Annotated in this window: 24 protein-coding genes; 21 read left to right on the top strand and 3 right to left on the bottom strand. The window is 65.8% G+C overall.

Annotated elements, in window-relative coordinates; translation table 11 throughout:
* Together tyrS and QUW00_RS03985 are read left to right on the top strand one after the other, a co-directional pair.
* A complete protein-coding gene (tyrS, locus tag QUW00_RS03990; RefSeq protein WP_289613131.1) occupies positions 1–1,215 on the top strand; it encodes a tyrosine--tRNA ligase in 1,215 nt (404 codons plus the stop codon).
* Between the two features lie 468 nt (positions 1,216–1,683).
* Positions 1,684–2,748 carry a zinc-dependent alcohol dehydrogenase gene (locus tag QUW00_RS03985; protein WP_289613106.1) on the top strand — a complete coding sequence of 355 codons (1,065 nt, stop codon included), beginning with the start codon at positions 1,684–1,686 and terminating at the stop codon, positions 2,746–2,748.
* 97 nt (positions 2,749–2,845) lie between these two features.
* Here QUW00_RS03985 and QUW00_RS03980 read toward each other — a convergent pair whose 3' ends face one another.
* Both QUW00_RS03980 and QUW00_RS03975 read right to left on the bottom strand, forming a co-directional pair.
* Positions 2,846–3,697, bottom strand: coding sequence for an HAD family hydrolase (locus QUW00_RS03980; protein ID WP_289613105.1), 852 nt, complete (start codon positions 3,695–3,697; stop codon positions 2,846–2,848).
* Between the two features lie 24 nt (positions 3,698–3,721).
* Positions 3,722–4,009 (bottom strand): ACT domain-containing protein, encoded by a 288-nt coding sequence (locus QUW00_RS03975; RefSeq protein WP_289613104.1) that lies wholly within the window; start codon positions 4,007–4,009, stop codon positions 3,722–3,724.
* A gap of 228 nt (positions 4,010–4,237) precedes the next feature.
* Between QUW00_RS03975 and rpmE the strand changes: the two genes are divergently transcribed.
* Complete coding sequence (gene rpmE, locus QUW00_RS03970) at positions 4,238–4,678, top strand: 50S ribosomal protein L31 (RefSeq protein WP_289613103.1); 441 nt, start codon at positions 4,238–4,240, stop codon at positions 4,676–4,678.
* Between the two features lie 293 nt (positions 4,679–4,971).
* Here the strand turns inward: rpmE and QUW00_RS03965 are convergent, their stop codons facing one another.
* The gene (locus QUW00_RS03965; RefSeq protein WP_289613102.1) at positions 4,972–5,469 is read right to left on the bottom strand and encodes a pyridoxamine 5'-phosphate oxidase family protein; all 498 of its coding nucleotides are present in this window, start codon (positions 5,467–5,469) and stop codon (positions 4,972–4,974) included.
* A gap of 411 nt (positions 5,470–5,880) precedes the next feature.
* On the opposite strand from QUW00_RS03965, the gene secA reads away from it, so the two are divergent.
* The 18 genes from secA to QUW00_RS03875 all read left to right on the top strand — a co-directional run bounded on the left by secA (position 5,881) and on the right by QUW00_RS03875 (position 25,416).
* Complete coding sequence (gene secA / locus QUW00_RS03960) at positions 5,881–8,781, top strand: preprotein translocase subunit SecA (RefSeq protein WP_289613101.1); 2,901 nt, start codon at positions 5,881–5,883, stop codon at positions 8,779–8,781.
* A complete protein-coding gene (gene prfB / locus QUW00_RS03955; RefSeq protein WP_289613100.1) occupies positions 8,781–9,899 on the top strand; it encodes a peptide chain release factor 2 in 1,119 nt (372 codons plus the stop codon). The genes secA and prfB overlap by 1 nt, the downstream gene beginning before the upstream one ends.
* Before the next feature lie 64 nt (positions 9,900–9,963).
* On the top strand, positions 9,964–10,854 hold the full coding sequence (locus tag QUW00_RS03950) for a YitT family protein (RefSeq protein ID WP_289613099.1): 891 nt from the start codon (positions 9,964–9,966) through the stop codon (positions 10,852–10,854).
* Positions 10,855–11,241: 387 nt separating this feature from the next.
* Positions 11,242–12,063: a transketolase gene (locus QUW00_RS03945; protein WP_289613098.1), complete on the top strand. Its 822-nt coding sequence runs from the start codon at positions 11,242–11,244 to the stop codon at positions 12,061–12,063.
* A 3-nt stretch (positions 12,064–12,066) separates the two neighbouring features.
* On the top strand, positions 12,067–13,008 hold the full coding sequence (locus QUW00_RS03940) for a transketolase family protein (RefSeq protein WP_289613097.1): 942 nt from the start codon (positions 12,067–12,069) through the stop codon (positions 13,006–13,008).
* 191 nt (positions 13,009–13,199) lie between these two features.
* A complete protein-coding gene (locus QUW00_RS03935) occupies positions 13,200–14,570 on the top strand; it encodes a hypothetical protein (RefSeq protein WP_289613096.1) in 1,371 nt (456 codons plus the stop codon).
* A gap of 93 nt (positions 14,571–14,663) precedes the next feature.
* A complete protein-coding gene (locus QUW00_RS03930; protein WP_289613095.1) occupies positions 14,664–15,905 on the top strand; it encodes a radical SAM/SPASM domain-containing protein in 1,242 nt (413 codons plus the stop codon).
* 107 nt (positions 15,906–16,012) lie between these two features.
* Positions 16,013–16,534, top strand: a complete 522-nt coding sequence (locus tag QUW00_RS03925; protein ID WP_289613094.1) for a hypothetical protein — start codon at positions 16,013–16,015, stop codon at positions 16,532–16,534.
* Between the two features lie 11 nt (positions 16,535–16,545).
* The gene (locus QUW00_RS03920; RefSeq protein ID WP_289613093.1) at positions 16,546–16,797 is read left to right on the top strand and encodes a helix-turn-helix domain-containing protein; all 252 of its coding nucleotides are present in this window, start codon (positions 16,546–16,548) and stop codon (positions 16,795–16,797) included.
* A 220-nt stretch (positions 16,798–17,017) separates the two neighbouring features.
* Positions 17,018–18,178, top strand: a complete 1,161-nt coding sequence (ftsE, locus tag QUW00_RS03915) for a cell division ATP-binding protein FtsE (RefSeq protein ID WP_289613092.1) — start codon at positions 17,018–17,020, stop codon at positions 18,176–18,178.
* Positions 18,168–19,115 (top strand): permease-like cell division protein FtsX, encoded by a 948-nt coding sequence (gene ftsX / locus QUW00_RS03910; protein WP_289613091.1) that lies wholly within the window; start codon positions 18,168–18,170, stop codon positions 19,113–19,115. Before ftsE ends, ftsX begins: the two co-directional genes overlap by 11 nt.
* 143 nt (positions 19,116–19,258) lie before the next feature.
* Complete coding sequence (locus tag QUW00_RS03905; RefSeq protein WP_289613090.1) at positions 19,259–21,349, top strand: ribonuclease R family protein; 2,091 nt, start codon at positions 19,259–19,261, stop codon at positions 21,347–21,349.
* Positions 21,350–21,377: 28 nt separating this feature from the next.
* Positions 21,378–22,274: a tetratricopeptide repeat protein gene (locus QUW00_RS03900; protein ID WP_289613089.1), complete on the top strand. Its 897-nt coding sequence runs from the start codon at positions 21,378–21,380 to the stop codon at positions 22,272–22,274.
* On the top strand, positions 22,267–22,737 hold the full coding sequence (smpB, locus tag QUW00_RS03895; protein WP_289613088.1) for an SsrA-binding protein SmpB: 471 nt from the start codon (positions 22,267–22,269) through the stop codon (positions 22,735–22,737). The genes QUW00_RS03900 and smpB overlap by 8 nt, the downstream gene beginning before the upstream one ends.
* Positions 22,738–22,759: 22 nt before the next feature.
* The gene (locus QUW00_RS03890; RefSeq protein ID WP_289613087.1) at positions 22,760–23,659 is read left to right on the top strand and encodes an ankyrin repeat domain-containing protein; all 900 of its coding nucleotides are present in this window, start codon (positions 22,760–22,762) and stop codon (positions 23,657–23,659) included.
* Positions 23,660–23,751: 92 nt separating this feature from the next.
* On the top strand, positions 23,752–24,255 hold the full coding sequence (locus QUW00_RS03885) for a flavin reductase family protein (protein ID WP_289613086.1): 504 nt from the start codon (positions 23,752–23,754) through the stop codon (positions 24,253–24,255).
* A gap of 138 nt (positions 24,256–24,393) precedes the next feature.
* On the top strand, positions 24,394–24,534 hold the full coding sequence (locus QUW00_RS03880) for a rubredoxin-like domain-containing protein (protein ID WP_066834651.1): 141 nt from the start codon (positions 24,394–24,396) through the stop codon (positions 24,532–24,534).
* Between the two features lie 192 nt (positions 24,535–24,726).
* A complete protein-coding gene (locus QUW00_RS03875) occupies positions 24,727–25,416 on the top strand; it encodes a Bax inhibitor-1 family protein (protein ID WP_289613085.1) in 690 nt (229 codons plus the stop codon).
* Positions 25,417–25,748: the final 332 nt, after the last annotated feature.

Here is a 25,748-nt window from a genome sequence, read left to right as displayed (position 1 = left end):
ATGCTGCCTGTCGACGAGCAGATGCGCATCATCACCTCGGGCGCGGCCCAGATCGTGCCCGAGTCCGACCTGAAGAAGAAGCTCGAGCGCGGTGTGCCGCTAAACATCAAGCTGGGCGTCGACCCCACGAGCCCCGATCTGCACCTCGGCCATGCCGTGCCGCTGCGCAAGATGCGTCAGTTCCAGGATCTGGGTCACAAGGTGACCCTGATCATCGGCAACGGCACCGCCATGATCGGCGATCCGTCGGGCAAGAACTCGACGCGTCCGCAGCTCAGCCAGGAGCAGGTCGAGGCCAACGCCGCCACCTACGTGTCGCAGGCCATGAAGATCCTCGACCCCGAGAAGACGACCATCGTCCACAACGGCGACTGGATCTTGTCGCTCGACCTCAAGGGCATGCTCGAGCTGTGCTCCAAGTTCACCGTCGCCCGCATCCTCGAGCGCGACGACTTCACCAAGCGCTACCAGAGCCAGACGCCGATCGCCCTGCACGAGTTCCTCTATCCCGTGATGCAGGCGTTCGACTCGGTCAAGATCGACGCCGACGTCGAGATGGGCGGCACCGACCAGCTGTTCAACCTGCTCGCCGGTCGCGAGCTCATGGAGAAGATGGGCATGGAGCCCCAGGTGGCGCTTACCATGCCGCTGCTCGAGGGCACCGACGGCGTCCGCAAGATGTCCAAGAGCTACGGCAACTACATCGGCCTGACCGACGAACCGGCCGACATGTTCGGCAAGACGATGTCCATCCCGGACGAGATGATCGGGAAGTACTACCGCCTGGCGAGCTCCAAGACGCCCGACGAGGTCGACGCCATCGAGGCCGCGCTGGCCGACGGCTCCGCCGACCCCTACGAGCTCAAGCGCGCGCTCGGCCGCGACCTGTGCGACACCTACCACGGCGCCGGCGCGGGCGAGGAGGCCGAGGCGGCCTTCGACCGCGTGTTCAAGCAGTCGCAGCTGCCCGAAGACATCGCCGAGGTCGAGGTCGACCTGACGCCCAACGACGAGGGTCTCGTGTACCTCGCCGGCGTGCTCAAGGAGGCCGGGCTCGCCCCGTCGGCCGGCGAGGCACGCCGTCTCATCGACGGCGGCGGCGTGAAGATCGACCAGCAGCCGGTGGCTCCCAAGAGCTACAACGTCGACCCCGCCCTGCTGCACGCGGGCGCGGTGCTGCAGGTGGGCAAGCGCAAGTACGCGCGCCTCAAGTAGCGTATTCAGCAGACGAGTAGCTCGGAAGGGCCGCCGGGGCATTCGCCCCGGTGGCCCTTTTTGACGCTTGGGGCCCCGTTTGACCCCTCGATTTCCCATGCCCCCGTTTAGAAGACGGTTTTGGAGGGACCCCTCGAGTGGATGGCGTCCTCGCCCCGTAAAACCCGCAGGTAAACGCGGTGTGCGAATTGGGTCTACTCGGGATCCCGCCGCAAAACCGTCTTCTAAACGGGGGTATCGGTTTTGAGCGTGTTTCGGCGGGCGAGATGTGCCGCAAGCCTGCAGAATGCGGACGCCTGCGGCTTTGCCGCGCGCCTGCAGCTCGGCTGCCGAGTTCTAAGATGTATATAGATACTGCTGGTGAATATCTGGAGCTACGCGTCGGGCGGGGCTGCGGCCAACGCCGCCACCGCGCTGCAGGAATCGAGGCAATCGGGGCGCCGGTCATGGCGCCGGAAAGGAGCATCCATGAAACCTATCGTCTCCGAAACCCGTGCCGCCATCATCGCGGGCGTGCGCGATGCCCAGATCGTGACCCGTAAGCTGCGCGACCTCGCGCCCCACGACGTCCTCGTCAAGATCGAGTCATGCAACTTGTGCACCTCGGAGTTCGGCCTGTGGAGCGGCGCGCGCACGAACCGCCCGCTGCCCATGACGTTCGGTCACGAGTGGGCGGGCGAGGTCCTGCAGGTGGGCGAGGCCGTGCGCGGCCTTGAGCCCGGCGACTTCGTGGGCGGCAGCCACGAGTACGACCCGTATTCCGACGAGGCGCGCGACGGGCGCACCTCGGAGGCGCCCGGCGTGAAGTCCTACGACACACAGTGGGCCGACGGCTATTACGGCCGCTACGAGGGCTGCGCCGAGTACGTCGTGCAGTCGCAGGAGTCCATCTACAAATTCGCGCGGCGCATCCCGGCGCCCGAGGCGGGCTTTCTGGAGCCGCTCGCCACGGTCGTGAACGGTCTGCGCAAGATCGATCCGCACGAGGGCGAGACCGTCGTCGTCATCGGTGCGGGCACCATGGGCGTGCTGAATGCGCTCGTGGCGGCGCGCAGCGGCGCCCGCGTCATCGTCACGGAGGTCATGCCGGACAAGGTCCGCGTTGCCGAGCAGCTCGGCCTCGAGGTCGTCGACGGCTCGACCTGCGACGCCGTCGAGGAGGTTCGCCGTCGCACCGGCGGGCGCGGCGCCGACAGCGTCGTGGTCGCCGTGGGCCTCACGGTCGCCAACCAGCAGGCGTTCGGAATGCTCAAGAAGTTCCACGGCAAGGTGCTCTTCTTCGCGGCGGGCTATCCGGCGCCGGAGGTCGGCGTGGACGTGAACAAGATCCACTACGGCAAGATGGAGCTTTACGGCACGCTCATGGCCGACTACGTCGACTTCAAGGAGTCCTGCCGCCTCTTGGGCGAGAAGATCATCGACGTCTCGCCGCTCGTCTCCGCCCGCTTCGCGTTCGACGACATCACGGCGGCCTTCGAGCACGCCGTGCAGCCCGGCGGCTACCGCACCGCCGTCATCATGGACGGCAGATAAGGACAACGTTCTTCTCGGTTAAAACGCGCGCCGCCCGCGCCGATCAAGCGGCGCGGGCGGACGGTTCTGCCTGATGGACTGCTGTGCGGGTGCGGCCTTACGCGCTCGCCTCGGCGCTCAAGCGCTCGATGATCGTGCGCGCCACGCCGTCCTCGTCGTTGGAGGCCGCGACGATATCGGCGGCGGCGCGGACCTCGTCCTCCGCGTTGGCGACGGCCACGCCGAGCCCTGCTGCCTGCAACATCTCGATGTCGTTGAAGTTGTCGCCGAAAGCGATCGTGTCGGCGAGCGTGCCGCCGAGCTCGGCGACGAGCCAGGACATGGAGGCGCCCTTGGAGGCGTTCCCATCCATGACCTCGATGTTCATGGGGAAGGAGCGCGTGACGGCGATGCCGCCAACCCGGCTGAGCGCGTTCAGGATCTCGTCGCGGTCGTGCGGGTCGTGCCAGTACATGGCGAGGCGCTCGAGGGTATGGATGCGCGCGAGCGTTTGCTCGGGCTCCTCGTCGACCGGCGTGCGGTTCCAGCGGATCGAGTCGAGCGTGCCGGGGTCGCCGGGCACGAACTCGGCGAGCCGATCGTACAGATCGCGGCGCAGATAGCTGTGGCCGTCGGCAAAGATGTCGAAGGTGACGTCGTGGCTGCGGGCGATATCCAGGACCTCGAGGGCCTTATCGCGCGAGAGCGGCACGTTGCGCATCGTCTGCGCGCCGTCGGCCGTGCGATTGCAGGGGTCGATGCGGCTGACGACGGCGCCGTTGGAACTGATTGCGTAGTGCACGCAGGGATGCGCGAGGACCTCCTGCGGGATGCCGACGAGGGCGCGGCCCGTGCAGGGGATGAACTCGACCCCGTGCGCGGCCATCGCGTCGAGCGCCGCCAGGGAGCGCTCGCTCACCCGCTTGTCGGTGGTGAGGAACGTTCCGTCCATGTCCGAGAATACGATCATGGGAGTCCTTTCCGCAGCTGTACCTTACAGGCGGTACATGAAGTTGAAGACGTCCTCGCGCTGCACGGTGACGGTCACGCCGGCCAGCTCGCCCGCCTCGCTGAGGGCGCCCTGCAGCTCGTGGAAGTCGAGCTTGGAGGCGGAGATGTCGGCGAGCATCGTCATGGTGAAGATGTCGTCCAGGATGCTCTGCGTGATGTCGCGGATGTCGACGTTCGCCTCGCCGAGCACGCGGGTGACGCCGGCGACGATGCCCGGACGGTTCTTGCCGAGCACGGTGATGACGATGCGGTTGGATGCGGTCTGTGCCATGGGCGGGCCTTTCATGCGATGGGTGGATGCTCGCACTATTGTAGCGACCTTGGCACGGCGTGTCCCCTGTGGGGACGGGAGAAAACCGGGACATGGTGAGCGCGTGAACCTTTTGTGGCACGCTCGCACCTGTGCTATTCTAGGCAGGCTGTTTTGTCTTGGTCGGAAACCAAGACACCCCTTATGCCCTGATTGGTAACCAGGGCAACGAAGAAGAGGAGCCCTGCCATGAAGTCCGGAATCCATCCCGAGTACGTCGAGTGCACGGTGCGCTGCAGCTGCGGCAACACCTTCAAGACTCGCGCCACCAAGCCCGAGATCCAGGTCGAGCTTTGCAACGAGTGCCACCCGTTCTACACCGGCCAGCAGAAGTTCGTCGACACCGGTGGACGCGTCCAGCGCTTCGCCGACAAGTTCGGCGGTGCCGCCCAGGCCGCTCTCGAGCGCGAGGCCGCCAAGAAGGCCGAGCGCGCCAAGAAGGCCGAGGAGGAGGCCGCTAAGCGTGCCGCCGAGCGTGAGGCCAAGGCCGCTGCCAAGGCCAAGCGTGCCGCCGAGTTCGAGAAGAAGGCCGCCGCTGAGGCCGCCAAGGCCCCCGCTGCCGAGGAGGCTCCTGCCGCCGAGGCTGAGGTCGCCGCTGAGGCCGAGGCCACCGAGGCCGCTGCCGAGTAACTCGCGCACCCATCCCATCGGGAACGAAACGGGGCTCCGCCATCGCGGATCCCCGTTTTTTCGTGAAAACCCCGCGGCGAAACCGTTCGGGCTGTCTCGCTCCAAGGGAGCCGCCCGCTGCGGACTGAAATGGCGTTTAGGGGACGGATTTGGGGGCGATCGTCGGATAGGTGCCCTCTCTTGTGGAGAGAACGCGCAGGTAGAAGAGGTGCGATTTAGATGGCTACACATCGGTAGTCCGAAAAACCGTCCCCTAAACGGGGGTTTGGAAACATCGCGCGCATCCCGGCCCGTCAGGACCGCCGTTTGGCGCTCAAGCGCTCGACATCGAGGCGGAAGATGGCGACGCGCCCCATGCCCTCATGCGTAAACGCCGCCGGTGCCCCGGGCGCCGCATGCGCCATGAGCAGGCGCAACCCTTTCTCGCGCTCCGCATCGTCCACAACCTCGCGCACGCGCCCGCATCCCATGACGCTCGCATACGCCCGCGAGTACGCGCACGAGTAATCGCCCACGATATTCCCGCCATCCACGTCAAGCTCAAACGCAGCAGCGGCGCCATCCGCTCCTCCTGCCAACACAGCCTCGGCCTTGCGCCCTTCTCGCGCCGAATGCACATAAAAGCGGGGAAGGCCCGTCTTTTCATCCCAGGCATATCCAAAGTTGACCGGCACGATGAACATGCCCTCCTCATCGATCAGGCCAAGTCGAAGCACCTGACAATCCTCAATGATTCGACGAACCTCGCCGGCGTCGGTCACCGCACGCTTGCGCAATCTCATCTCCCGCATAAACCCCTCCTGTCCTGGTTGCTTGCGATCATACTACCCAAACATGCCGACGAACAGCGTCCGCAGATGTGACGGGCGTGAGGGGGCGGGGCGGGGCGCGCAGCGCATCCGCACCGCCCCCTCACGCCCGTCACATCATTGCGGCAGGAGAGCTTCGACCCCGACCCCCGCCAAAACTCATCGGTGGGGGTCGAAGGTCGTGGGCGGGTAGGGTCCTGAGCGATTCCGCAGGCCGAAGGCCGAGGACCAGCGAAGGGCCCTGCCCGCGCGCGGCCGGCGGGCACGGCCCCCGCCGTGGTTTCCCTGTGTCTGCACGCAACCTGCGCATAACTAAAACTCCGATTGGCTAGAGTAGACGTCGGCTGTGTCTGCACGCTCGCCGCGTGCTCGAGATACGAGAAGGAATAACCTATGGGATTCATGTCTAAGCTGCTCTCGTTCGGCGCCGATAAGGACCTCAAGCGCTACGAGAAGATGGTCGGGAAGGTCAACGACCTCGAGCCCACGTACCAGAAGATGGACGACGCGGAGCTCGCTCACCAGACCGTCCTGTTCCGTGAGCGCTACGAGGCCGGCGAGAGCCTGGACGACATGCTGCCCGAGGCTTTCGCCGTCGTGCGCGAGGCGAGCCGCCGCACGACCGGCCTGCGCCACTTCGACGTGCAGCTCATTGGCGGCATGGCCCTGCACGAGGGTCACATCGCCGAGATGAAGACCGGTGAAGGCAAGACGCTCGTCTCCACGCTCGCCGGCTACCTGAACGCGATCGCCGGCAAGGGCGTGCACATCGTCACCGTCAACGACTACCTCGCCAAGCGCGACTCCGAGTGGATGGGCAGGATCTACCGCTTCCTCGGCATGACGGTCGGCCTGCTGCAAAATGGCATGCCGCTCGACCAGAAGCGCCCGGCCTACGCCGCCGACGTCACCTACGGCACCAACTCCGAGTTCGGCTTCGACTACCTGCGCGACAACATGGTCATCCGCGCTTCCCAGCGCGTGCAGCGCGGGCATGCCTACGCCATCGTCGACGAGGTCGACTCCATCCTGATCGACGAGGCGCGCACCCCGTTGATCATCTCGGGCGCGGGCACCAAGTCCGCGAGCACCTACAAGGACTTCGCGCGCGCCGTGCGCGGCCTCACGCGCGGCGAGGAGCCCCAGTTTGACATGCTGGCGCCCGGCGAGACGGCCGAGCCCACCGGCGACTTCGTGATGGACGAGGCCAAGCACACGATCGCCGCCACCGAGCAGGGCCTCAAGAAGATCGAGCAGCGCCTGGGCATCGACGATATCTACGCCGACCTGTCCGGCCAGCTCGTCAACCACCTGCAGCAGGCGCTCAAGGCCCAGTACATGTTCCACCGCGACAAGCAGTACGTCGTCACCGGCGGCGAGGTCAAGATCGTCGACGAGTTCACCGGCCGCATCATGGAGGGCCGTCGCTACTCCGAGGGCCTGCACCAGGCCATCGAGGCCAAAGAGAGCGTGCTCGTGCGCGAGGAGAACCAGACGCTCGCCACCATCACCCTGCAGAACTACTTCCGCCTCTACGACAAGCTCGCCGGCATGACCGGTACGGCGCTCACCGAGGACGCCGAGTTCCGCGAGATCTACAACCTCGCTGTGCAGGTGATCCCGCCCAATAAGCCCGTCATCCGCCAGGACAACGACGACTTGGTCTACCGCACCGTCGACGCCAAGTTCAACGCGGTGGCCGACGACGTCGCCGCCCGTCACGACGCGGGTCAGCCCGTGCTCGTGGGCACGGTGTCCATCGAGAGCTCCGAGCGTCTGTCGCGCCTGCTCAACAAGCGCGGCATCGCACACGAGGTCCTGAACGCCAAGTACCATGAGCGCGAGGCCCACATCGTCGCGCAGGCGGGCCGTCTGGGCGCCGTCACCATCGCGACGAACATGGCCGGCCGTGGTACGGACATCCTTTTAGGCGGCAATCCCGACGAGCTCGCCCAGGAGGACGTGCTGGCGCGCGATTTCGGCATCGACGCCGCGACGGTGGAGCGCATCCTCGCCGCTGGCGAGCCCGAGCGCCTCAAGGTCTCCGACCTCGCCGCGCAGGGCATCGAGGTCGACGACGCGACGCTGTCGGCCATCGCCGACGCACTTGCCCAGGCGCGCGAGCAGGCCAAGAAGGTCTGCGCCGCCGAGCGCGAGCAGGTGCTCGCGGCGGGCGGCCTGTGCGTCATCGGCACCGAGCGCCACGAGTCCCGCCGTATCGACAACCAGCTGCGTGGCCGTTCCGGCCGTCAGGGCGACCCCGGCGAGACCCAGTTCTACCTGTCGCTCGAGGACGACCTCATGCGCCTGTTCGGCGGCGACCGCATGGACAAGGTCGGCGCCATGATGCAGCGCTACGACATGCCCGACGACATGCCCATCCAGAACAAGATCATCTCCAAGGCCGTCGAGGGCGCCCAGCGCAAGGTCGAGAACATCAACTTCTCCATGCGTAAGAACGTCCTCGAGTACGACGACGTCATGAACAAGCAGCGCCAGGTCATCTACGCCGAGCGCAACAAGATTTTGGACGGCAAGGACCTTGCCGGCCACATCGACGACGTCATGGACGACACCGTCTCCCGCTGCGTTCAGGAGTTCTGCGCCGTCGACTCGCACGATGGCGAGCGCGACCTCGAGGGCCTGCACAAGTGGCTCGTCGAGCTCACAGGTAAGCAGGACGCCCCGACGTTTGCTGACGAGTCATACGAGGACCTCAAGCGCGACGTGCTCACCTACGTGGAGAGCGTGTACGAGGACAAGTCCGAGCGTCTGGGCGAGAAGCTCATGCGCGACCTCAACACCCAGGTCATGCTGCGCGTCATCGATACCCGCTGGATGAACTACCTGCAGGAGATGGACTACCTCAAGCAGGGCATCGGCCTGCGCGGCTTCGGACAGCGCGACCCGCTCGTGGAGTACAAGTCCGAGGCCTTCGCCGCCTTCCACACGCTTGTCGACACCATGTACGAGGACTACCTGCGCACCGTGCTGCGCATCGAGGTCCGTCGCGCCACGCCTGCGCCCGAGCCCGAGCAGTCCCCGGCGCTCTCGCACGCGACCTACTCCGGCCCCGCCGATCCCGATGGCGGCTCGGCCCTGCGCAATCAGGCTGCCGCCCAGGCGGCTGACTCCGTGGGCCACGCGCCCCAGGGCACGGCGGGCAACGCCGGCGCCGGCGTGCGCACCTACGTCAAGTCCGAGAGCGATCCGTACGCCAATGTGGGCCGCAACGACCCGTGCCCGTGCGGCAGCGGTAAGAAGTTCAAGAACTGCCACGGCAGGAACCGCTAATGGAGCAGCACGAGCAGATTACCCCTGAGGGACTCGACGCGCTCGGCGCTCGCTTGGACGAGGTGGCCGCCTACCTGCATGTCGAGGAGAAGCGCGGCCGCGTGGCGGAGCTTGAGCGCGAGAGCGCGGCGCCCGGCTTCTGGGATAACGCCGACGCGGCGCGCGCCACCATGGCCGAGCTCTCCGCCGCCCGCGACGACGTGGCGTCCGTCGACGACGCCCGCGGCGAGCTTGACGATGCCCGGGCCGCCCTCGAGCTCGCCGCCGAGATGGACGGGGACGAGGAGCTGATGGGGGAGGCCACCGCCACCGCCTCCGCCCTTGCCGCCCGCATCGACGAGCTCGAGCTCTCGTCGTGGTTCACCGGCGAGTTCGACCACGGCGACGCCATCGTGACCATCAAGCCCGGCCAGGGAGGCCTGGAGGCCCAGGACTGGACCTTCATGCTGTTCAAGATGTACATGAAGTACTGCGAGCGCCGCGGCTGGAAGGTCACGGTCAACGACTGCCCGGCGGCCGAGGTCATCGGCATCGACCGCGCGACCTTTACCGTCGAGGGCAAAAACGCCTTCGGCATGCTGCGCGCCGAGGCGGGCGTGCACCGCCTGGTGCGCATCTCGCCGACCGATGCCAAGAAGCGCCGCCAGACGACGTTTGCCGGCGTCGAGGTCATTCCCGTGCTGCCCGACGACATCGAGATCGAGGTCGCGCCCGACGACATCCGCGTGGACGTCTACCACGCGAGCGGTCCGGGCGGTCAGGGGGTCAACACCACCGACTCGGCCGTGCGCGTGACGCACCTGCCGACCGGTATCGTCGTGACCTGCCAAAACGAGCGCAGCCAGATCCAGAACAAGGCGGCGTGCATGCAGATCCTGAAGGCGCGCCTCTACGAGCTGGAGCTGCAGAAGCGTGCCGACCAGCTCGACGAGATCCGCGGGCCCAAGACCGACATCGGTTTCGGCAACCAGATCCGCAGCTACGTGCTGTATCCCTACCAGATGGTGAAGGATCTGCGGACCGGCGTGGAGACCGGCGACGTCGACTCGGTCCTCGAGGACGGCGACCTCGATCGCTTCATCGTGGGGTATCATCGCTGGGCGACAGGAAACGAATAGCGGTCGATATCTTCGGCGCGGCGCTTCGGCGCGAGCTGACGGCCGACGAGGGGTGAGGAGTGCTATGCCGAAGCGTATCGATATCCAGGGCATCATACGGTCGCGGTTCTTCCGCGACCTGCCGCTTGTCGCCGCCGGATGCGCCATCGCCGCGTTCGCCGTCGACATGTTCATGGTCCCGCAGGGCCTGGCGGCCGGCGGCCTGACCGGTCTTGCCACCATCATCGCCGAGCTGGGGCGCCGTGCGGGCGTGAACCTGCCCGTCGGTATCCAGACCATCGTCATGAACGCCGTCTTGCTGCTGTTCGTCGTGCGCACGGGCGGCGCCCGCTATGCGGTGCAGACCATCACGGGCTTCGTTCTGTTCGGCTTCTTCACCGACCTGTTCGCGCCCTTCATCGTTCCCTTCGACGAGAGCGACCTCATGCTGTGCGCCCTGTGGGGCGGCATCATATCCGGCTTGGGATACGGCTTGGTGTTTCGCTGCGGCGTCAACACCGGCGGGTCGGACACCATCGCTCAGATCATCTCGCGCAAGACCTCGCTGCCGGTCGGCTCGACCGTCATGGCGATCGACGTCGCGGTGTGCGCCGCGAGCGCGCCGGTGTTCTCCGTCGAGAACGCCCTGTACGCCGCGCTCGCCATGGTGCTGATGGGTATCGTGGTCGACCGCGTCGTCGACGGCACCGACCGCCGCCGCGCCGCCTACGTCATCTCCGAGCGCCATGCCGAGATCGCCGACGACGTGATGTACGAGATGGGCCGCGGCGTGACCGAGCTCGCCGCGCGTGGCGTGTGGAGCGGCAAGAGCCGCCCGATGCTCATGATCATCCTCGACCGCCGCGAGGTGTCGATTCTAAAGACGATCGTGGCCGAGCACGACCCCGAGGCCATCATGTTCTTCAGCGACGTCACCGAGGCGATCGGCGAGGGCTTCAAGGAGCTCGGCGACTGATCGGCGACGATTGCCCGATATTCACGTGATACCACGGGGGCGCGCCGCCCTGCCGCATCATGGCAGGGCGGCGCGCCCCATTGTCGTATCGGATGTGCTCCCGCCGGTCGCGCGCCGGTAGGATCCTTCGCTGGTCCTCGGCCTTCGGCCTGCGGAATCGCTCAGGACCCTGCCGGCGCGCGACCGGCGGGACGCTCGTGGCCGCTTTGACTCCGTTACGCGAAAGCGCACGAGGTGAACAGCTGCGTGTGGTATGGTGAAAGTGCCTGCGGGCGGAGCGCCGACACGCTCCGAACGGTCGAGGTCGGCACCCGAACGGTGCCGTTGCATGGTCTATGTGACGCGGGGGAGGGCATGCCCCCGCGCACGCCCACGAAAGGAGGCACCATGAGCGACGACGAGCTCAAAAAGGTTGCCAACGAGGTCCGTCGCGGGATCGTGACGGCTGTCCACGCCGCCAAGTCCGGCCATCCGGGCGGCTCCCTGGGAGCTGCGGACATCATCACCTATCTGTACTTCGAGGAGATGAACGTCGACCCGGCAGATCCGCATGCCGCCGGCCGCGATCGCTTCGTGCTCTCCAAGGGCCACTGCGCCCCCGCGCTGTACTCGGTGCTCGCCGAGCGCGGCTACTTCCCCAAGTCCGACCTCGAGACCCTCCGTCACATCGGCAGCCACCTGCAGGGCCACCCCAACATGAACGACACGCCGGGCGTGGACATGTCCACGGGCTCTCTCGGCCAGGGCATCTCCGCCGCCGTGGGCATGGCGCTTGCCGCCAAGCACTGGGGCGATAGCTATCGCACCTACTGCCTGCTCGGCGACGGCGAGATCGAGGAGGGTCAGGTCTGGGAAGCCGCGATGTTTGCCGGCAACCACGCGCTGGACAACCTCTGCCTGATCGTGGACCACAACGGCCTGCAGATCGACGGCACCATCGAGGAGGTCAACTCCGCGATGCCCATCGCCGACAAGTTCCGCGCCTTCAAGTTCCACGTGATCGAGCTCGCCGACGGCAACGACATGGCGCAGATCCGCGCCGCCTTCGACGCGGCCCGCGAGGTGAAGGGGCAGCCCGTGTGCATCGTGGCCGAGACCGTGAAGGGCAAGGGCGTCTCCTTCATGGAGAACAACGTCGGATGGCACGGCAAGGCGCCCAACGACGAGCAGTTCGAGCAGGCTCTGGCCGAGCTCGCGAAGGAGGCGTAAAGCATGGCTGACGTGAAGAAGATCGCAACGCGCCAGAGCTACGGCGAGGCTCTCGTCGAGCTGGGCGCCGAGCACGACGACTTCGTCGTCCTGGATGCCGACCTTGCGGCGGCGACCCAGACCGGCAAGTTCAAGGCGGCCTATCCCGACCGTTTCTTTGACGCCGGCATCGCCGAGTCCAACCTGATGGGCCTTGCCGCCGGCATCGCCACCACCGGGCGCGTCGCCTTTGCGAGCACCTTCGCGATGTTTGCCGCCGGTCGCGCGTTCGAGCAGGTGCGCAACTCCGTCGGCTACCCGCACCTTAACGTCAAGATCGGTGCCACGCACGCCGGCATCTCGGTCGGCGAGGACGGCGCCACGCACCAGTGCTGCGAGGACATCGCCCTCATGCGCGCCATTCCAGGCATGACGGTCATCGTCCCGTCCGACGACGTCGAGGCAAAGGCCGCCGTGCGTGCCGCCTACGAGTTCGACGGACCCGTGTACATGCGCTTCGGCCGCCTGGCCGTGCCGGTCATCAACGATAGCGACGGCTACGAGTTCAAGATCGGCCGCGGCATCAAGCTGCGCGAGGGCAAAGACGTGACCATCGTCGCGTGCGGCCTCATGGTCCAGGCCGCGCTCGAGGCCGCCGAGACCCTGGCTGCGCAGGGCATCGACGCCGAGGTCATCAACATCCACACCATCAAGCCGCTCGACGAGGATATCATCGTCGAGAGCGCCAAGAAGACGGGCCGCGTCGTCACCTGCGAGGAGCACTCGGTGATCGGCGGCCTGGGCGACGCCGTCTGCGCGGCGCTTGCCGAGAAGCACCCCGTCCCCGTCAAGAAGGTCGGCGTGAACGACGTGTTCGGCGAGTCCGGCCCCGCCGTCGACCTGCTCCACAAGTACGGCCTGGACGCCGAGAGCGTTGCGGCTGCCGTCAAGGAGTTCGTGGCGTAGCGCCATCGGGATATCGGCTGCGCATGACCGGGCGTTGTGGCCTTGCGCCGCGACGCCCGGTTCTTTCTGCTTGCCTCAACCGCATGGCGCGTTTTCGCGGGGTGCGGGCGGCACGGCCCCGCCATGGGGTACACTTTTGTCGGCCGTGATGGCCAACGATTCCGGTATCAAGCGACAACGGGGGTTGATTCATGAGCGATATGCAGCGCGAGGACGCGTCGGCTCCCGTCGATGCTGCCGATACGCAAGCGGTGACCGCGACGCCCGCGACGCCTGAGACGGGCACTCCCTCGTTTGCCGACGCATGCGAGCGCGCCGCGCTTGCCGTCCAGGACATGCGCGAGCGCGACCAGGCCATGGAGACCCTGCTCATGCCGGCTGCCACGACCGCGGTGCTCACCGAGGCGACGCGCTCCGGCGGCACGCAGGAGATGCCGGCGAGCCTGCGCGTCGCAGCCCAGCAGACGGCAACGACATCGACCGAGACGTCGGAGAATGCCGCGCTGCCCGACGCCCCGCGCTTTCCGCGCCGTCGCGTCCTGATCGCCGCCGGCGCCGCCGTCGCGCTCGTGCTGATCGGTCTTGCGGCATGGTGGGGCATCTCGTCGCTGACGCGCGTGGACGCGACCGTCGTCACCCAGGTGCTCGAGGCGGACACGTCGTTTATGGACGGCTTCGCATCCGACGATTACGTCGAGCCCTCACCGTATGCCCTCGAGGACGTTCAGGTCGTTTCGGTTCAGACAGACGACGACGGGTCCTCCATTGCCGATGTGACGGCCCGGCTCGAAAACGAAAGCTTCTCCTCCGAGGTGAACGCGACGATCAAGCTTGCCCGGTCATCTGAGAGGGCCCGCTATTCCGAGCTGAAAAACGCGCCCGCCACCGATTCCGGCTGGTCGGGTGCGGTCGTCGCGTCCTCTGCGACCACGCGGGCGATCGCCGGCGTGACGGTTGACGACGAGTTCCCGGACGGATTCGATCCGGCCTTCGATGCCGCTGCGCAAACGTGCACCTATACCGCCGAGCGCACGTTTGACCTCTGGTTTGCCGCAAGCACGGTATCGACGCCCTACACCTATACCTTTGACGGAACGGCGTGGGCGCGCTCCGAGGGCGCATCCGAGCGGACGGTCACCTACGACGCGGCGGCTCTCGAGGGTGCATATGCGCCGGGCGACGGCGACACGGGCGCGCTGACGGACGTCACGCTGTTGGGGTTTGATGAGCAATCGGGCACGTTTGCCATCGAGTACCGCGCATCGACCCCGGGTTTCGGCGCCGCTTCGGTGAGTGGAACGCTCCAGTGCACGCTCGCCCCCGCGGAGCCGACCGACGACGCGGCCGCCTATCGTCAGGGCGACGGGCAGTCGTATACGTTTGCCGGCGAGGGCACGAGCACGGGCGGTGCGGGCACGGCGTCGATCACCGGTGTCGTGGGGCTCGACGGAAACCTGGTCGTCTCGCTTTCGATCGACTATACCGAGGAGCCGTTTTTGTTCGGCTCGCCGAGCGACGAGACGATGACGGTCGCCGGCGTGCTTGTCCGCCTGCAGGAGTAGCCGCCGCGTACCCCTGATGTAAATTACCGTATACATCCAATTTCTGACGATATGTATAATGACATCTAGTTTAACGCGGAGATTGGATGCGCCATGAGATTCAACGCATCGGTTGCGCGCTTTGATCTGGGTGGAATCCCCGTGGTGGGAAACGTGGCGACGGGCTGCATCGTCGGCCTCACGCCTGAGGGCGATGCCCTGTGCGTCGAGCTGATGCGGCGCGATGTGGCACCAGCAGAGATTCCGCCATCATGTGCCCCACTGGTCGAATACCTCTCCGCACAAGGGTTCTTCGCTGCCGCCGCGGCACAGCCCCGGCTTTCGTCGGCCTATCTCCATGTGACCAATACTTGCAACCTGTCGTGCACGGGGTGCTATTCGAGCGACGCCAACCGCAACCGTGCGCTGGACCCGACGTGCGCCCAGCTCGAGCACGCGGTGGTCCTTTTGGCCGAGCTGGGCGTCGAGCGCCTGGTGATATCGGGCGGCGAGCCCTTTGCGCGCCGCGACCTTCCCGCCGTCGTCCGCGCGGCTCGCGATGCGGGCATCACCTCGGTGGCGGTGCTCACCAACGGAACGCTGTGCACCCCTGAGCGCTTGGATGAGCTGGCGGGACTGATGGACGTCGTCTCGGTCTCGTTTGACGGGACCTCGGTGAAAGCCTGCGCCTATGTGCGCCAGGAGCAGCTGTTCGACCGGCTTGTCGAAGCGGTTCGCGCCATCGCGCGAGCGGGTATCCGACCGCACATCCTTCCTACGCTGCATGCGAAAAACGCTGCCGACGTCGCGGCGTATGTCGAGCTTGCCCGTTCGCTGGACGCGACGGTCAGCTTCAGTCTGCTGAGCGGTTCGCGCGCAGAGATCGGGGACCTGTGGCCGGACGACGCCTGTCTTGGCTGCCTTGCCGATGCCCTTTTTGCGGTCGGTGCGTCCGCGGAGGGTGTCGACTACGACGGGCGCTTCGATGCCGCGTCGGCCCTTGCCGCCCGCACCTCGTGCGGAGCGGGGCGGAAGGGCGTCAGCGTCGCGTCGGATGGATCGATCTACCCCTGCCATATGCTGCATGCTCGGGACTATCGGCTCGGCGACGCGTTCGTCGATGCCGCCGAGGATGTGTGCGCCGCCTTGCGCTCGTTCGACCTGCCGGCGGTCGATACGATAGCGACATGCTCATCGTGCGGTAAGCGCTACCTGTGCGGAGGTGGTTGTCGAGCGCGCGCTTACCGTGCAACCGGTCGCTTGGACGCTGCGGATCCCTACTGCGCCTATTACGACCGGGCACTCGAGAAGGCGGTCGACGCGTTCGTGTCGGCCCTCGCATCCCAGAAAGGATGATTGCCATGCTGTTTGCGATTGAGAAAAAGCCCGATAGCCGCGATCTGTGCTTTGATGTTTTCGGAATAAGGATTGGCTACTAAGTAAGCAGGTGACGGGGGTCTCGGATGAAACGCAGGCTAAAGCAGCATGTTCCACTTGTACCCAAACCTCGGCAGCTCCTTGTAATCATGTGGGGCACAAAAATCGTTGGCGCCCTTTCTATCTTTGCTGCCGTTTTATCGACGACGGCGGCGCTATGCGCGCTTCCAGGGGTGATGGGGGAGAGCATTTCTCTGGCAAATTGCCAATATCTCACATTTACGCTCTTCAATGCCGTTTTGACTGCAGCGATAGCCTGGCTTTTCAGTCACTTTATCTGGGATATTGGCAAGAACAGCGAGATATTTACACGCGACCAGAGCGAGCGATTAATCTCCCTGGCGTTCTTGAACCTATGCATGTTCTTAGTCAGATTAATTGCCCCCACAGTCGATTCGCTCGGCAGTCCGGTTTCATGGTTCCAACCTGCAGCCGTTCATCCAGAAATCGACCTCCAATTGTTAATGTTTGCTGCAATGTTCTTTGCACTTGCAGGGGTATTCGAATACGGTAGAATGCTAAAGAAGGATTCTGACAGCATCGTCTAAGGTGGTATCACGTGCCTATCGTCATGAGACTCGACCGCATGATGGCCGACCGCAAAATGTCCTCGCTCGAGCTCGCCCAGAAGATCGGGATCTCCCCGGTCAACGTCTCCCGCATCAAGACCGGTCGCCTGAAGGGCATCCGCTTCTCCACGCTGACCGCGATGTGCGAGGCGCTTCACTGCAAGCCCGGCGACATCATCGACTGGATGGACAACGACGAGTACATCGAGGCGTTCGGCTCGCTGCCCGAGGACGACAAGTAGTCCGTCCCGTCCTCCGTCACAATGCAATACCGCATGCCCTGACGGCACCCGCTGCAGCACGCGTGGCGGGTGCCGTCTGCCGTCTGCGTTCGATGCATCTTTTGCGCGCTATCGGGGGACGTCCATGCATGCCGGTCGTGCAAACTCTGTGCATAGGGGCATTCACTGATAGAATATCGGAGTCTATGTAGTTCAAACGCACGACACGAAGGAGCTTATAGTGGGTAACCACTTCCGTAAGCCCAGTGACGAGCAGGCTGCTCCGCAGCCGATGGCGTCCGATGCGCAGTACGCATCCGACCCCTTGGCTTCAACCGGTGGAGAAGACCTGTTCGCGCAGGCACCTGCGCCCGTGAACGCGCAGACCGCATCCGATCCCTTTGCATACAATCCGTCGCTCGACCAGGTGGGCGCGATGCAGGTTCCCGATCCCATGGATCCCCCTGCGCCCGCTGCCGCATCGACGCCGCTGGCAAACATCCCGTCGCCCGACCAGCCGCCCGCGCCCGCCCCGACCGGGGTGTTCATGACGCAGGCCGGCCCGGCGGTGCCCTCGACGGACGCCACCGAGCAGCGCCAGATCGCCGACGTCGACTCCGCGCTGCAGAGCCCCGACTTCACGTCGGTGTTCGCGCCGGTCGGCGAGTCGCGTAAGAAGATGGCCCGCGAGGCAGGTGTCGAGCCCGTCATCCTGATGGAGCACCTCACCAAGATCTACGCCGCGCAGCCCAACAAGCCCGCGCTCGACGACGTGAACCTCGAGATCTACCCCGGTGAGTTCGTGTTCCTCGTCGGCCACTCCGGATCCGGCAAGACCACGCTGCTGTCCACCATGGTCCGCGACGTCAAGCCGACGTCCGGTCGCGTGCTCGTCGCCGGTCAGGACCTCATGCGCATCAAGAACCGCAAGGTGCCGTTCCTGCGCCGCCAGATCGGCACGGTGTTCCAGGACTTCAAGCTGCTGCCCAACAAGACCGCCTACGAGAACGTCGCCTTCGCGCTCGAGTGCATCGGCAAGCCCCGCGCGGTCATCCGCAGCCAGGTCCCCGAGGTGCTGCGCCTCGTCGGCCTCGCCGACCAGATGGACTCCTATCCCGATCAGCTCTCCGGCGGCGAGCAGCAGCGCGTCGCCGTGGCGCGCGCGATGGTCAACCGTCCGCCGCTGCTCATCTGCGACGAGCCCACGGGCAACCTCGACCCGGCGATCTCGCTGGGCATCATGAAGCTTCTCGAGCGCATCAACCGCACCGGTACGACGGTCGTCGTCGCCACGCACGACCGCGAGATGGTCGACTCCATGCACCGCCGCGTCATCGCGCTCGAGGCCGGTCATGTCGTTCGCGACCAGGAGAGGGGAGGTTACGGCAGCTATGGCGCCTAGTAACTTTGGATATTCGCTGCGCGAGGCGGGCAGTCACTTCTTCCGCAACCTGGGAACCTCGCTCGGCGCCGTCATCACGATCTTCTTGTCCCTGTTCATCATCGGCCTGTTCATCATGGGCTCCGCTCTGGTGAACTCCGTGATCGGCACGGTGGAGCAGCAGGTCACCATCAACGCCTTCATCTCTGACGACGCCACGGACGAGCAGATCGAGGCGTTCCGCGACAAGCTCGAGAGCTGGGAGAACGTCAGCAGCGTCGACTTCAAGACCAAGGAGGACGCGCTGGCCGACTACACCGGCAACATCTCGAACAACGCCGAGGCGACGCTGGCCGCCCTCGACGGCGAGAACCCGCTGCCCCGCTCCTTCGTCATCGAGATGAACGATCCCTCGCAGGTCCAGTCCACCGCTGAGCGCATCAAGGAGGACCCGGACTTCCGCGAGATCGTCGATGACGAGGACCCCGATGTCGATGACGTCGACGGTGACGTGAACGCGAGCGTGCTGTACGGCCAGGAGGAGGTCGGCCGCCTGTTCCAGGTGACCACCTACATCCGCATCGCCGCGGTCGTGCTCGTCGGTCTGCTGACTTTCATCGCCTTCATCTTCATCAACAACACCATCCGCCTGTCCATCACAGCGCGCCGCCGCGAAATCGGCATCATGCGCCTGGTCGGCGCCTCCAACAGCTTCATCCGCGGGCCGTTCATCACCGAGGGCGTCATGCAGTCCATCCTGGGCGCGCTGCTCGCCATCGGCGCACTGGAGCTGATTCGCAACTTCGGCATCCCGGCGATCCAGAACGCCGTCTCGTTCATCTCGTTCGCCCTGCCGATCGAGATGTATCTCATGACCTACGCCGCCCTCGTGATCGTGGGCATCGTGATCGGTCTGTTCGGCTCCGCCATCGCCATGGGCCGCTACCTCAAGGTGTAGCGGCATCTCCGATAGGGCCTGATGCGCCGGGTCGCCTGCGGGCGGCTCGGCGCTTTTTTGACGCAAGCGCGTCCGCGCTGCAGCACTTGTTATGCGCTCGGACGCAAGGGTATACGAACACAAGAAACGAAAAGGGAGGTGCCATGGGGCGCAAACGCAAAGGCGGTGCGCGTCGTCCGACGCGCTCGCGGCATACGGGGCGATTGACCGGCACCGTGCGCATCACCGATACCGGCGCGTTCGTCGAGTCGTCGGAAGGTGAGTTTCGGCTGACGCAGCGCGGGGTCCGCGAGGCGATGAACGGCGACACCGTGACGTTCAGCCTGCATCGCGGACCGGGCGGTCAGATGCGGGCCGTGGTCGAGAGCACGGTCTCGCGCGTGACCGAGGTGCTCGTGGGCACCTATGACGTCGCCGGCCCGCTCGGGGTCGTGCGCCCCCTCGACACGCGTGTGCGCCAGGACTTCTTCGTGCTGCCGCGCGACGGTTCGGCGGCGGCCTGCGGGGTGCAGCCGGGCGACATCGTGAGCGCGCGCATCGTGAGCTATCCTACGCGCTACGAGTCCGGCGTCGTGACGATCGAGCGTCGTATCGGCAGCTCCGATGCTCCCGATCTGGGAATCCAGTGCGTCATGGCGCGCTACGACCTGGCGGACGGCTATCCGCGGGCGGCGGTCGACGAGGCGCGCGGCTATGCGTTGGATATCGATGCGGCCCTTGCCGATCCGCTGCGGCGCGACATCCGCGAGCGATTCGCGATCACGATCGACCCGATTGACGCGCGCGACTTCGATGATGCCATCTCGGTGGAGCGGACGCCTGAGGGCGGCTGGAAACTCGGCGTCCATATCGCCGACGTCTCCCACTACGTGCCGTGGGAGTCGCATGTGGATCTGGAGGCGCGCCGTCGCGCCACGTCGGTCTACCTGGCCGATCGCGTGCTGCCGATGCTTCCCGAGGAGCTGTCGTGCGAGCTGTGCTCGCTTAAGCCGGACGTAGATCGTCTGGCGTTCACAGTAGATATCGAACTTGACCGTCGCGGGCGGGTGCGCGGCCATACGGCCTATCCGAGCGTCATTCGTTCGCGCGTGCGCACCGATTACGATGCGGTCGATGTCCTGCTTGCGGACGGTATCGACGATGCACGCGCGGACGATGCCGAGCGCGCCCGTGCGGCGTGCGAGCGCGCGTCGCGATGCGGCGTCGACCTTCCGGCGTTTTTGCGCGATGCCGACGCCCTGGCGCAGGCCAGGCGCGAGATCAGGCGGCGGCGCGGGTCGATTGATTTCGAGACGGTCGAGGTCCATGCCCTGCTCGACGAGACGGGCCTGCCCGAGCGCATCGTGACGCGCGAGCGCACGAGGGCGACGTCGCTTGTCGAGGAGGCCATGCTGCTGGCAAACGAATGCGTCGCCGGCTGGCTTGCCGACCGCGGCCTGGACGCGGCGTATCGCGTGCACGAGGCGCCATCGCCCGACGAGCTCTCGGCGGCCGCCAAGACACTCGCAGGCATCGGGGCGATCGATCGCGCGGTGGCCGCGGGAATCCGGGCGGGCGACCCCTCCGCCATCGAGCAGGCGGTGGTTGCGAGCCACGATACGGGGTTTGCGCCCCTGGTCAACGCGCTGCTGCTGCGCGCCATGCAGCGCGCGGTGTACCGCCCGCACAACGCGGGGCACTATGCGCTCGGCGCCGGCGCGTACTGTCACTTCACGAGCCCGATCAGGCGCTATCCCGACCTGCTCGTGCACCGCGCGCTCAAGTACCAGCTGGCGCTGGAGCGGCTCGGGCGCCCGCGCGCCCGCGAGCGCGCAGGCGCGCTCGTCGGATCCGGTGACCAGGCGCTCGTGCGCATTCTGCCGCAGCTCTGCCGGCAGTCGAGCGCTGCGGAGCGCACGGCCGACGCCGCAGCCCACGCGTCCCAGAAGGTGAAGGTCGCCCAGTACTATGCGCGGCGCATAGGGGAGCGCTTCGCCGGCTGCGTTTCGTGGATCGACACCATGGGCGCCTTCGTGCGCCTGGACGATACGGGTGCGGAGGGCCTGGTGCGCATGAGCGAGCTGGGCGGCAACGAGTGGTGGGACCTCGACGAGGACCTGCTGCAGCTGACGGGTACCGCCACGGGCCGCACCCTCGCGCTGGGGACGCGGGTCGTCGTCGAGGTCATCGGGGCGAATCCCGTGCGAGGGCATGTCGATTTCAGGCTCATCCACGCAAGCCGTGCGCTACACTGATAGCTCAGCGAACCCAACAGGAGGAATCGTGGACCTACCTATTTCGGAGATGGATATCGAGCAGGCCGAGGCGTACCTGGCCGCAGGCGACCTCGCGTCGGCCACGCCGCTGCTCGAGCGCCTTGTCGAGCAGGCGGAGGAGTATATCGACGCGGAGTGCAAGACCACCGATGAGGTGCAGTACTTCAGCTTCGCCGATGCGTTCGAGCGTCTGGCGTACCGTCGCATCGAGCGCGATCCGCGCACGCTCGTGCAGGTCGAGGTGCCCTTCGACCGCCTCTATTCGGCGCTCGCCTTCGCCTACATCTGCCAGCAGGACTACGTGAGCGCGCGCAATGCGCTCTCCCAGGCCGTGCGCTGGAATCCCATGAACTGCGCCTATCGTCTGGATCTGGCGGAGCTCTTCCGCGCGCTCGACGATACGCAGGAGTGGGCGGCGCTCAGCCATTCGGTCATCGAGCGCGCAAGCGATGCGCGCTCCGCCGCGCGCGCCTACGCGAACCTGGGAGAGTTCTTCCTCGACGCGCACAACGCGCTCGCCGCATCGGGCTGCGCGCGCACCGCGCAGCGCCTGGCGCCGCATGACGCGCGCGTGGAGGCGCTTGCCGAGCGTCTGGCGTCCGAGCGCCCCGAAGCGGCCGAGGCCACCGACGAGGAGGCCGTCTCCGAGCTCGCGGCGCAGGGCGTGGACGCCACCCCGTCCGCCGAGATCGCGATCTGCCTGCTTATGTGCGCCTCTGACGCCGCGGCGGCGGGGGATCGCAACGAGGCGACGCAGCTGACGGTCCGCGCGCGCGGCCTGATCGGCGACGAGGCGTGCCGCGCGCTCGTCAAGCTCATCCGCGAGTCTGACGCCGAGCTCGCGGCGGAGCGCGCCGACGGCGCCGAAGCGGGTCCTGCAGCGGGGGAGGCCGAGCATGCCTAGCCGCAAGGAGCGCAAGACCATCGCCAAGAACCGCTCTGCGCATCACGAGTACTTCATCGAGGAGACCTTCGAGTGCGGCATCGTGCTCGCCGGCACCGAGGTCCGCAGCCTGCGCGAGCGCGCCTGCCAGATCACCGACACCTTCGCCCTCATCCGCGGCGGCGAGTGCTGGCTGGTGGGCGTGCACATCCACCCCTATAGCCATGGCTCGATCTTCAACCGCGACCCGGACCGTCGGCGCAAGCTGCTGCTCCACCGCAAGCAGATTAACTACCTCGACGCCAAGCTGCGCAACCGCGGCTACGCACTCGTGCCGCTCGAGCTGTACTTCGACGACAACGGCCGCGTGAAGCTCACCTTGGGCCTCGGTCGCGGCAAGAAGCTCTACGACAAGCGCGAGGACATGGCCAAGCGCGACGTCCAGCGCGAGATCGACCGCGCTCTCAAGCAGCGCAGTCGCTAGACACCAAGGAGTGCGATGCCCTATGGGAGGATGCTCGGTTCTCGTTTTGCTGGGAGCGCTGCTCGCAATGGGCGCTGCGTTTCTCATCGCGTTCTTGGGCGCCCTCGGGCTCTTTCTCGTGGCGGTCACCCTGACGATCGTCTTCGCCGTGCGCACGCCCCGCAGGCGCGCCGCGGGCAAGAAGCTCGGCGCGCTCATCGCCATCCCCATCGTGCTGTACGCCGTCAGCATTCCCGTGCTCGCGTTTTCGCTCACGCAGGTTATCGTGCCGTTTGCGGTGGATTACACCACGGCCAACTACAACGATGCGTGCGAGGCGGTGCGGCACGATAATCCCGACGAGCTCGCGCGCTGCTTGACGGCGACCACGTTTGCCTTCGACGACGCGCAGGGCGACACGCCCGAGAACCTGCTTGCGCTCGCCTTCGAGTACCGCTCCGCGCGATGCGTGGGGCCGCTGCTCGACGAGCTCGACGGGCTCGGGCACCCCATCGATGTGAATGCACCGCTCGATCGCACCGATATCTCAGGCGAGGCCTACCGCTCCCAATACCCGCTGCTGTGGGTGTGCGAGGAGGGCAACGCCGAGCTCGACGCCGTGCAGGCGCTGATCGAGCGCGGTGCGGATATCAACATCCAGGACGAGGATACCGGCTGGACGCCCCTCATGTGGGCGTGCACGGGCGCGTTCGAGGGGTATTGGGACGCCTATGACGGGGACGAGGCGGCCTGTCTTGCGCAGACGGAAGACGCCATCGATCAGCTGCTCGCGTGGGGAGCGGATCCGGGCCCTGCGAGCGCGGAGGGGGACACGGCGCTGTCGATCTTCGAGGCCTATATCGCCGATCTGCAACTGACCGGCCTTTCCGAAGACGATGCGCTCAAGGCGCTCTCGACATATCGGGACAAGCTCGCGCCCTGAAGCTCGGTAGAGATTGTGATTCCGCGCGCCTCGCTTCGCCGGCAGCAAGCGGGTATAAGGGCAGCAGTATTCATTTTAAGGAAGGGATTCCCATGGATATGACCGCCTTTTTCTCGATGAGCTACGGGCTGTATGTCGTCTCGGCCGAGGCGGACGGCCAGCGTGCGGGCTGCGTCATCAACACCGCAACGCAGGTGACCGCCACCCCGCCGCGGCTCATGGTCGCCGTGCACAAGGACAACGTCACGACGGGCGTGATCGAACGCGCCGGCGCGTTCACGGTGACCGCGATCGACAAGACGGCGGACATGCCCTATATCGGCAACTTCGGGTTCCGCACGAGTGCGAACTTCGACAAGTTCGAGAAATACGGCTGCGAGACCTCGGCGGTTGGCAGCCCGTATTCGCCCGAGCACGCCTGCGCGCTGTTCGCGTGCCGCGTGGTTGAGACGGTGGACGCGGGTACCCACCTGCTGTTTATCGGCGACGTGGTCGATGCTCAGCGGCTTTCGGATGAAGAGCCGCTCACCTATGCCTACTACCACGCGACGCTCAAGGGCAAGACCCCGCCGAAGGCATCGAGCTATCAGGGATAGCGCGCGATGGCGGAGCGGTTGTAACTATTGAGAATGTGTCCTAATTGCGAAGAATCTGCGCTGGCGGAATCGTCGGTTAGATTTCGCGCGAGCTGGATATACTAGCCATATGTTCATCGCCTACGAAAGGATGTCATCATGGCTGACGAGAAGAAGTATAAGTTCGTGTGCGTCGTGTGCGGCTACGAGGTCGAGGTCGACACGCCTGAGCTGCCCGAGGACTACGTCTGCCCCGTCTGCGGCGTCGGCCCCGATCAGTTTGAGCTCGTCGAGGAGTAACCTACTCCAACCGAACCGATAGCGCTTGCATCAAGCGGACCCCGTGCGATCGTGCGCGGGGTCCGCTTGTCATACGGGGCCAAGCCCCCCCTTGTGCGCCTGTGTTGCCGATGCGGAAATCTCTTCCGCTTTCTAACTGCGGAATCGTCGGACACGGGTACAATGTGAGCACCTTCGAGTGAAAGGATCGCCATGAACGAGATCCAGCGAGATGTCTCTCCGATCAGGGCAGAGGAGCGCTCCGCCCGCCCCATCAGCCCGCGCGCCTACAACCTCATCATCGCCGGCCTCATCTTCGGCGGCTTCTGCGTGATGAGCCTGGGCGTCAACATCGTCTCCACGCCCGCCTTCATGATGTGGGTGGCGCGCAACAGCCTGCTGTACCTGATCGGCTCGTTTGCCGGCACCATCGCGGGCATCCTGCTCATGAGCAGCGCGGTCAAGCGCCAGTCCGTCGCGCGCTCGCTGGCGGGCTTTGCGCTGTTCATCTGCACCTTCGGCCTCATGCTCTCCATGACGGTCATGGCATACGACCTGCCGACCATCAACACCGCCTTCATCGCGACAGCGGGCATCACCGCCGTGTTCGGCGCGCTCGGCCTTGCGTTCCCGCACGTGTTCCAGCGCATCGCGGGCGTCTTGAGCGTGAGCCTGCTCGCGCTCATCGTCGTGCAGTTCATCATGCTGCTCATGGGCGTGGACCAGACTTGGCTGGACATCGCGGTCGTGGTCGTGTTCTGCGGCTTCATCGGCTACGACATGCACACGGCAGCCACGATGGCGCCCACCGTTCCCAATGCCGTCTTCATGGCGTGCAACCTGTTTTTGGACATCGTGAACGTGTTCATCCGTCTGCTGCGCATCGTGAGCGATAACCGCTAGGCTGGTTGCGGCGAGGACGGCCGTCCTTGCCGATACATAAGCGAGTATGCGGAACGGCTCCTGCATCCGAGTGATGCGGGAGCCGTTTTTTCATGCCGCTCCGCCGCGCACCGAGGGCGTTTTCGTAAGTGCATCGTACCGGGTTTATCAAGAGACGCTGAGAGGATGTAAGCGCTTACGCAAAACCTGTCAGGCCCGTGCAAAGGATGGCGTCCCATGCGCCCGCACGCGCTGCCGGCTCGCTATAGTGACCGAGGTTTTGCGCGCGGCGGATTTCGAGTACGACGTCTAGCTCGGAAAACTCCATCGAAGCTGTTGGAATAATCCGCTGC

It is taken from the genome of Collinsella tanakaei, assembly GCF_030373545.1.
Taxonomy (GTDB): domain Bacteria; phylum Actinomycetota; class Coriobacteriia; order Coriobacteriales; family Coriobacteriaceae; genus Collinsella; species Collinsella tanakaei_C.
Note: the sequence above shows the minus strand (reverse complement) of the source record. Positions and strands in the feature narration are given on the sequence as shown.

Coding starts and splice junctions, on each gene's coding strand:
- tyrS (WP_289613131.1), top strand. CDS start 1: ATGCTGCCTGTCGACGAGCAGATGCGCATCATCACCTCGGGCGCGGCC.
- QUW00_RS03985 (WP_289613106.1), top strand. CDS start 1,684: ATGAAACCTATCGTCTCCGAAACCCGTGCCGCCATCATCGCGGGCGTG.
- QUW00_RS03980 (WP_289613105.1), bottom strand. CDS start 3,697: ATGATCGTATTCTCGGACATGGACGGAACGTTCCTCACCACCGACAAG.
- QUW00_RS03975 (WP_289613104.1), bottom strand. CDS start 4,009: ATGGCACAGACCGCATCCAACCGCATCGTCATCACCGTGCTCGGCAAG.
- rpmE (WP_289613103.1), top strand. CDS start 4,238: ATGAAGTCCGGAATCCATCCCGAGTACGTCGAGTGCACGGTGCGCTGC.
- QUW00_RS03965 (WP_289613102.1), bottom strand. CDS start 5,469: ATGCGGGAGATGAGATTGCGCAAGCGTGCGGTGACCGACGCCGGCGAG.
- secA (WP_289613101.1), top strand. CDS start 5,881: ATGGGATTCATGTCTAAGCTGCTCTCGTTCGGCGCCGATAAGGACCTC.
- prfB (WP_289613100.1), top strand. CDS start 8,781: ATGGAGCAGCACGAGCAGATTACCCCTGAGGGACTCGACGCGCTCGGC.
- QUW00_RS03950 (WP_289613099.1), top strand. CDS start 9,964: ATGCCGAAGCGTATCGATATCCAGGGCATCATACGGTCGCGGTTCTTC.
- QUW00_RS03945 (WP_289613098.1), top strand. CDS start 11,242: ATGAGCGACGACGAGCTCAAAAAGGTTGCCAACGAGGTCCGTCGCGGG.
- QUW00_RS03940 (WP_289613097.1), top strand. CDS start 12,067: ATGGCTGACGTGAAGAAGATCGCAACGCGCCAGAGCTACGGCGAGGCT.
- QUW00_RS03935 (WP_289613096.1), top strand. CDS start 13,200: ATGAGCGATATGCAGCGCGAGGACGCGTCGGCTCCCGTCGATGCTGCC.
- QUW00_RS03930 (WP_289613095.1), top strand. CDS start 14,664: ATGAGATTCAACGCATCGGTTGCGCGCTTTGATCTGGGTGGAATCCCC.
- QUW00_RS03925 (WP_289613094.1), top strand. CDS start 16,013: ATGAAACGCAGGCTAAAGCAGCATGTTCCACTTGTACCCAAACCTCGG.
- ftsX (WP_289613091.1), top strand. CDS start 18,168: ATGGCGCCTAGTAACTTTGGATATTCGCTGCGCGAGGCGGGCAGTCAC.
- QUW00_RS03905 (WP_289613090.1), top strand. CDS start 19,259: ATGGGGCGCAAACGCAAAGGCGGTGCGCGTCGTCCGACGCGCTCGCGG.
- smpB (WP_289613088.1), top strand. CDS start 22,267: ATGCCTAGCCGCAAGGAGCGCAAGACCATCGCCAAGAACCGCTCTGCG.
- QUW00_RS03890 (WP_289613087.1), top strand. CDS start 22,760: ATGGGAGGATGCTCGGTTCTCGTTTTGCTGGGAGCGCTGCTCGCAATG.
- QUW00_RS03885 (WP_289613086.1), top strand. CDS start 23,752: ATGGATATGACCGCCTTTTTCTCGATGAGCTACGGGCTGTATGTCGTC.
- QUW00_RS03880 (WP_066834651.1), top strand. CDS start 24,394: ATGGCTGACGAGAAGAAGTATAAGTTCGTGTGCGTCGTGTGCGGCTAC.
- QUW00_RS03875 (WP_289613085.1), top strand. CDS start 24,727: ATGAACGAGATCCAGCGAGATGTCTCTCCGATCAGGGCAGAGGAGCGC.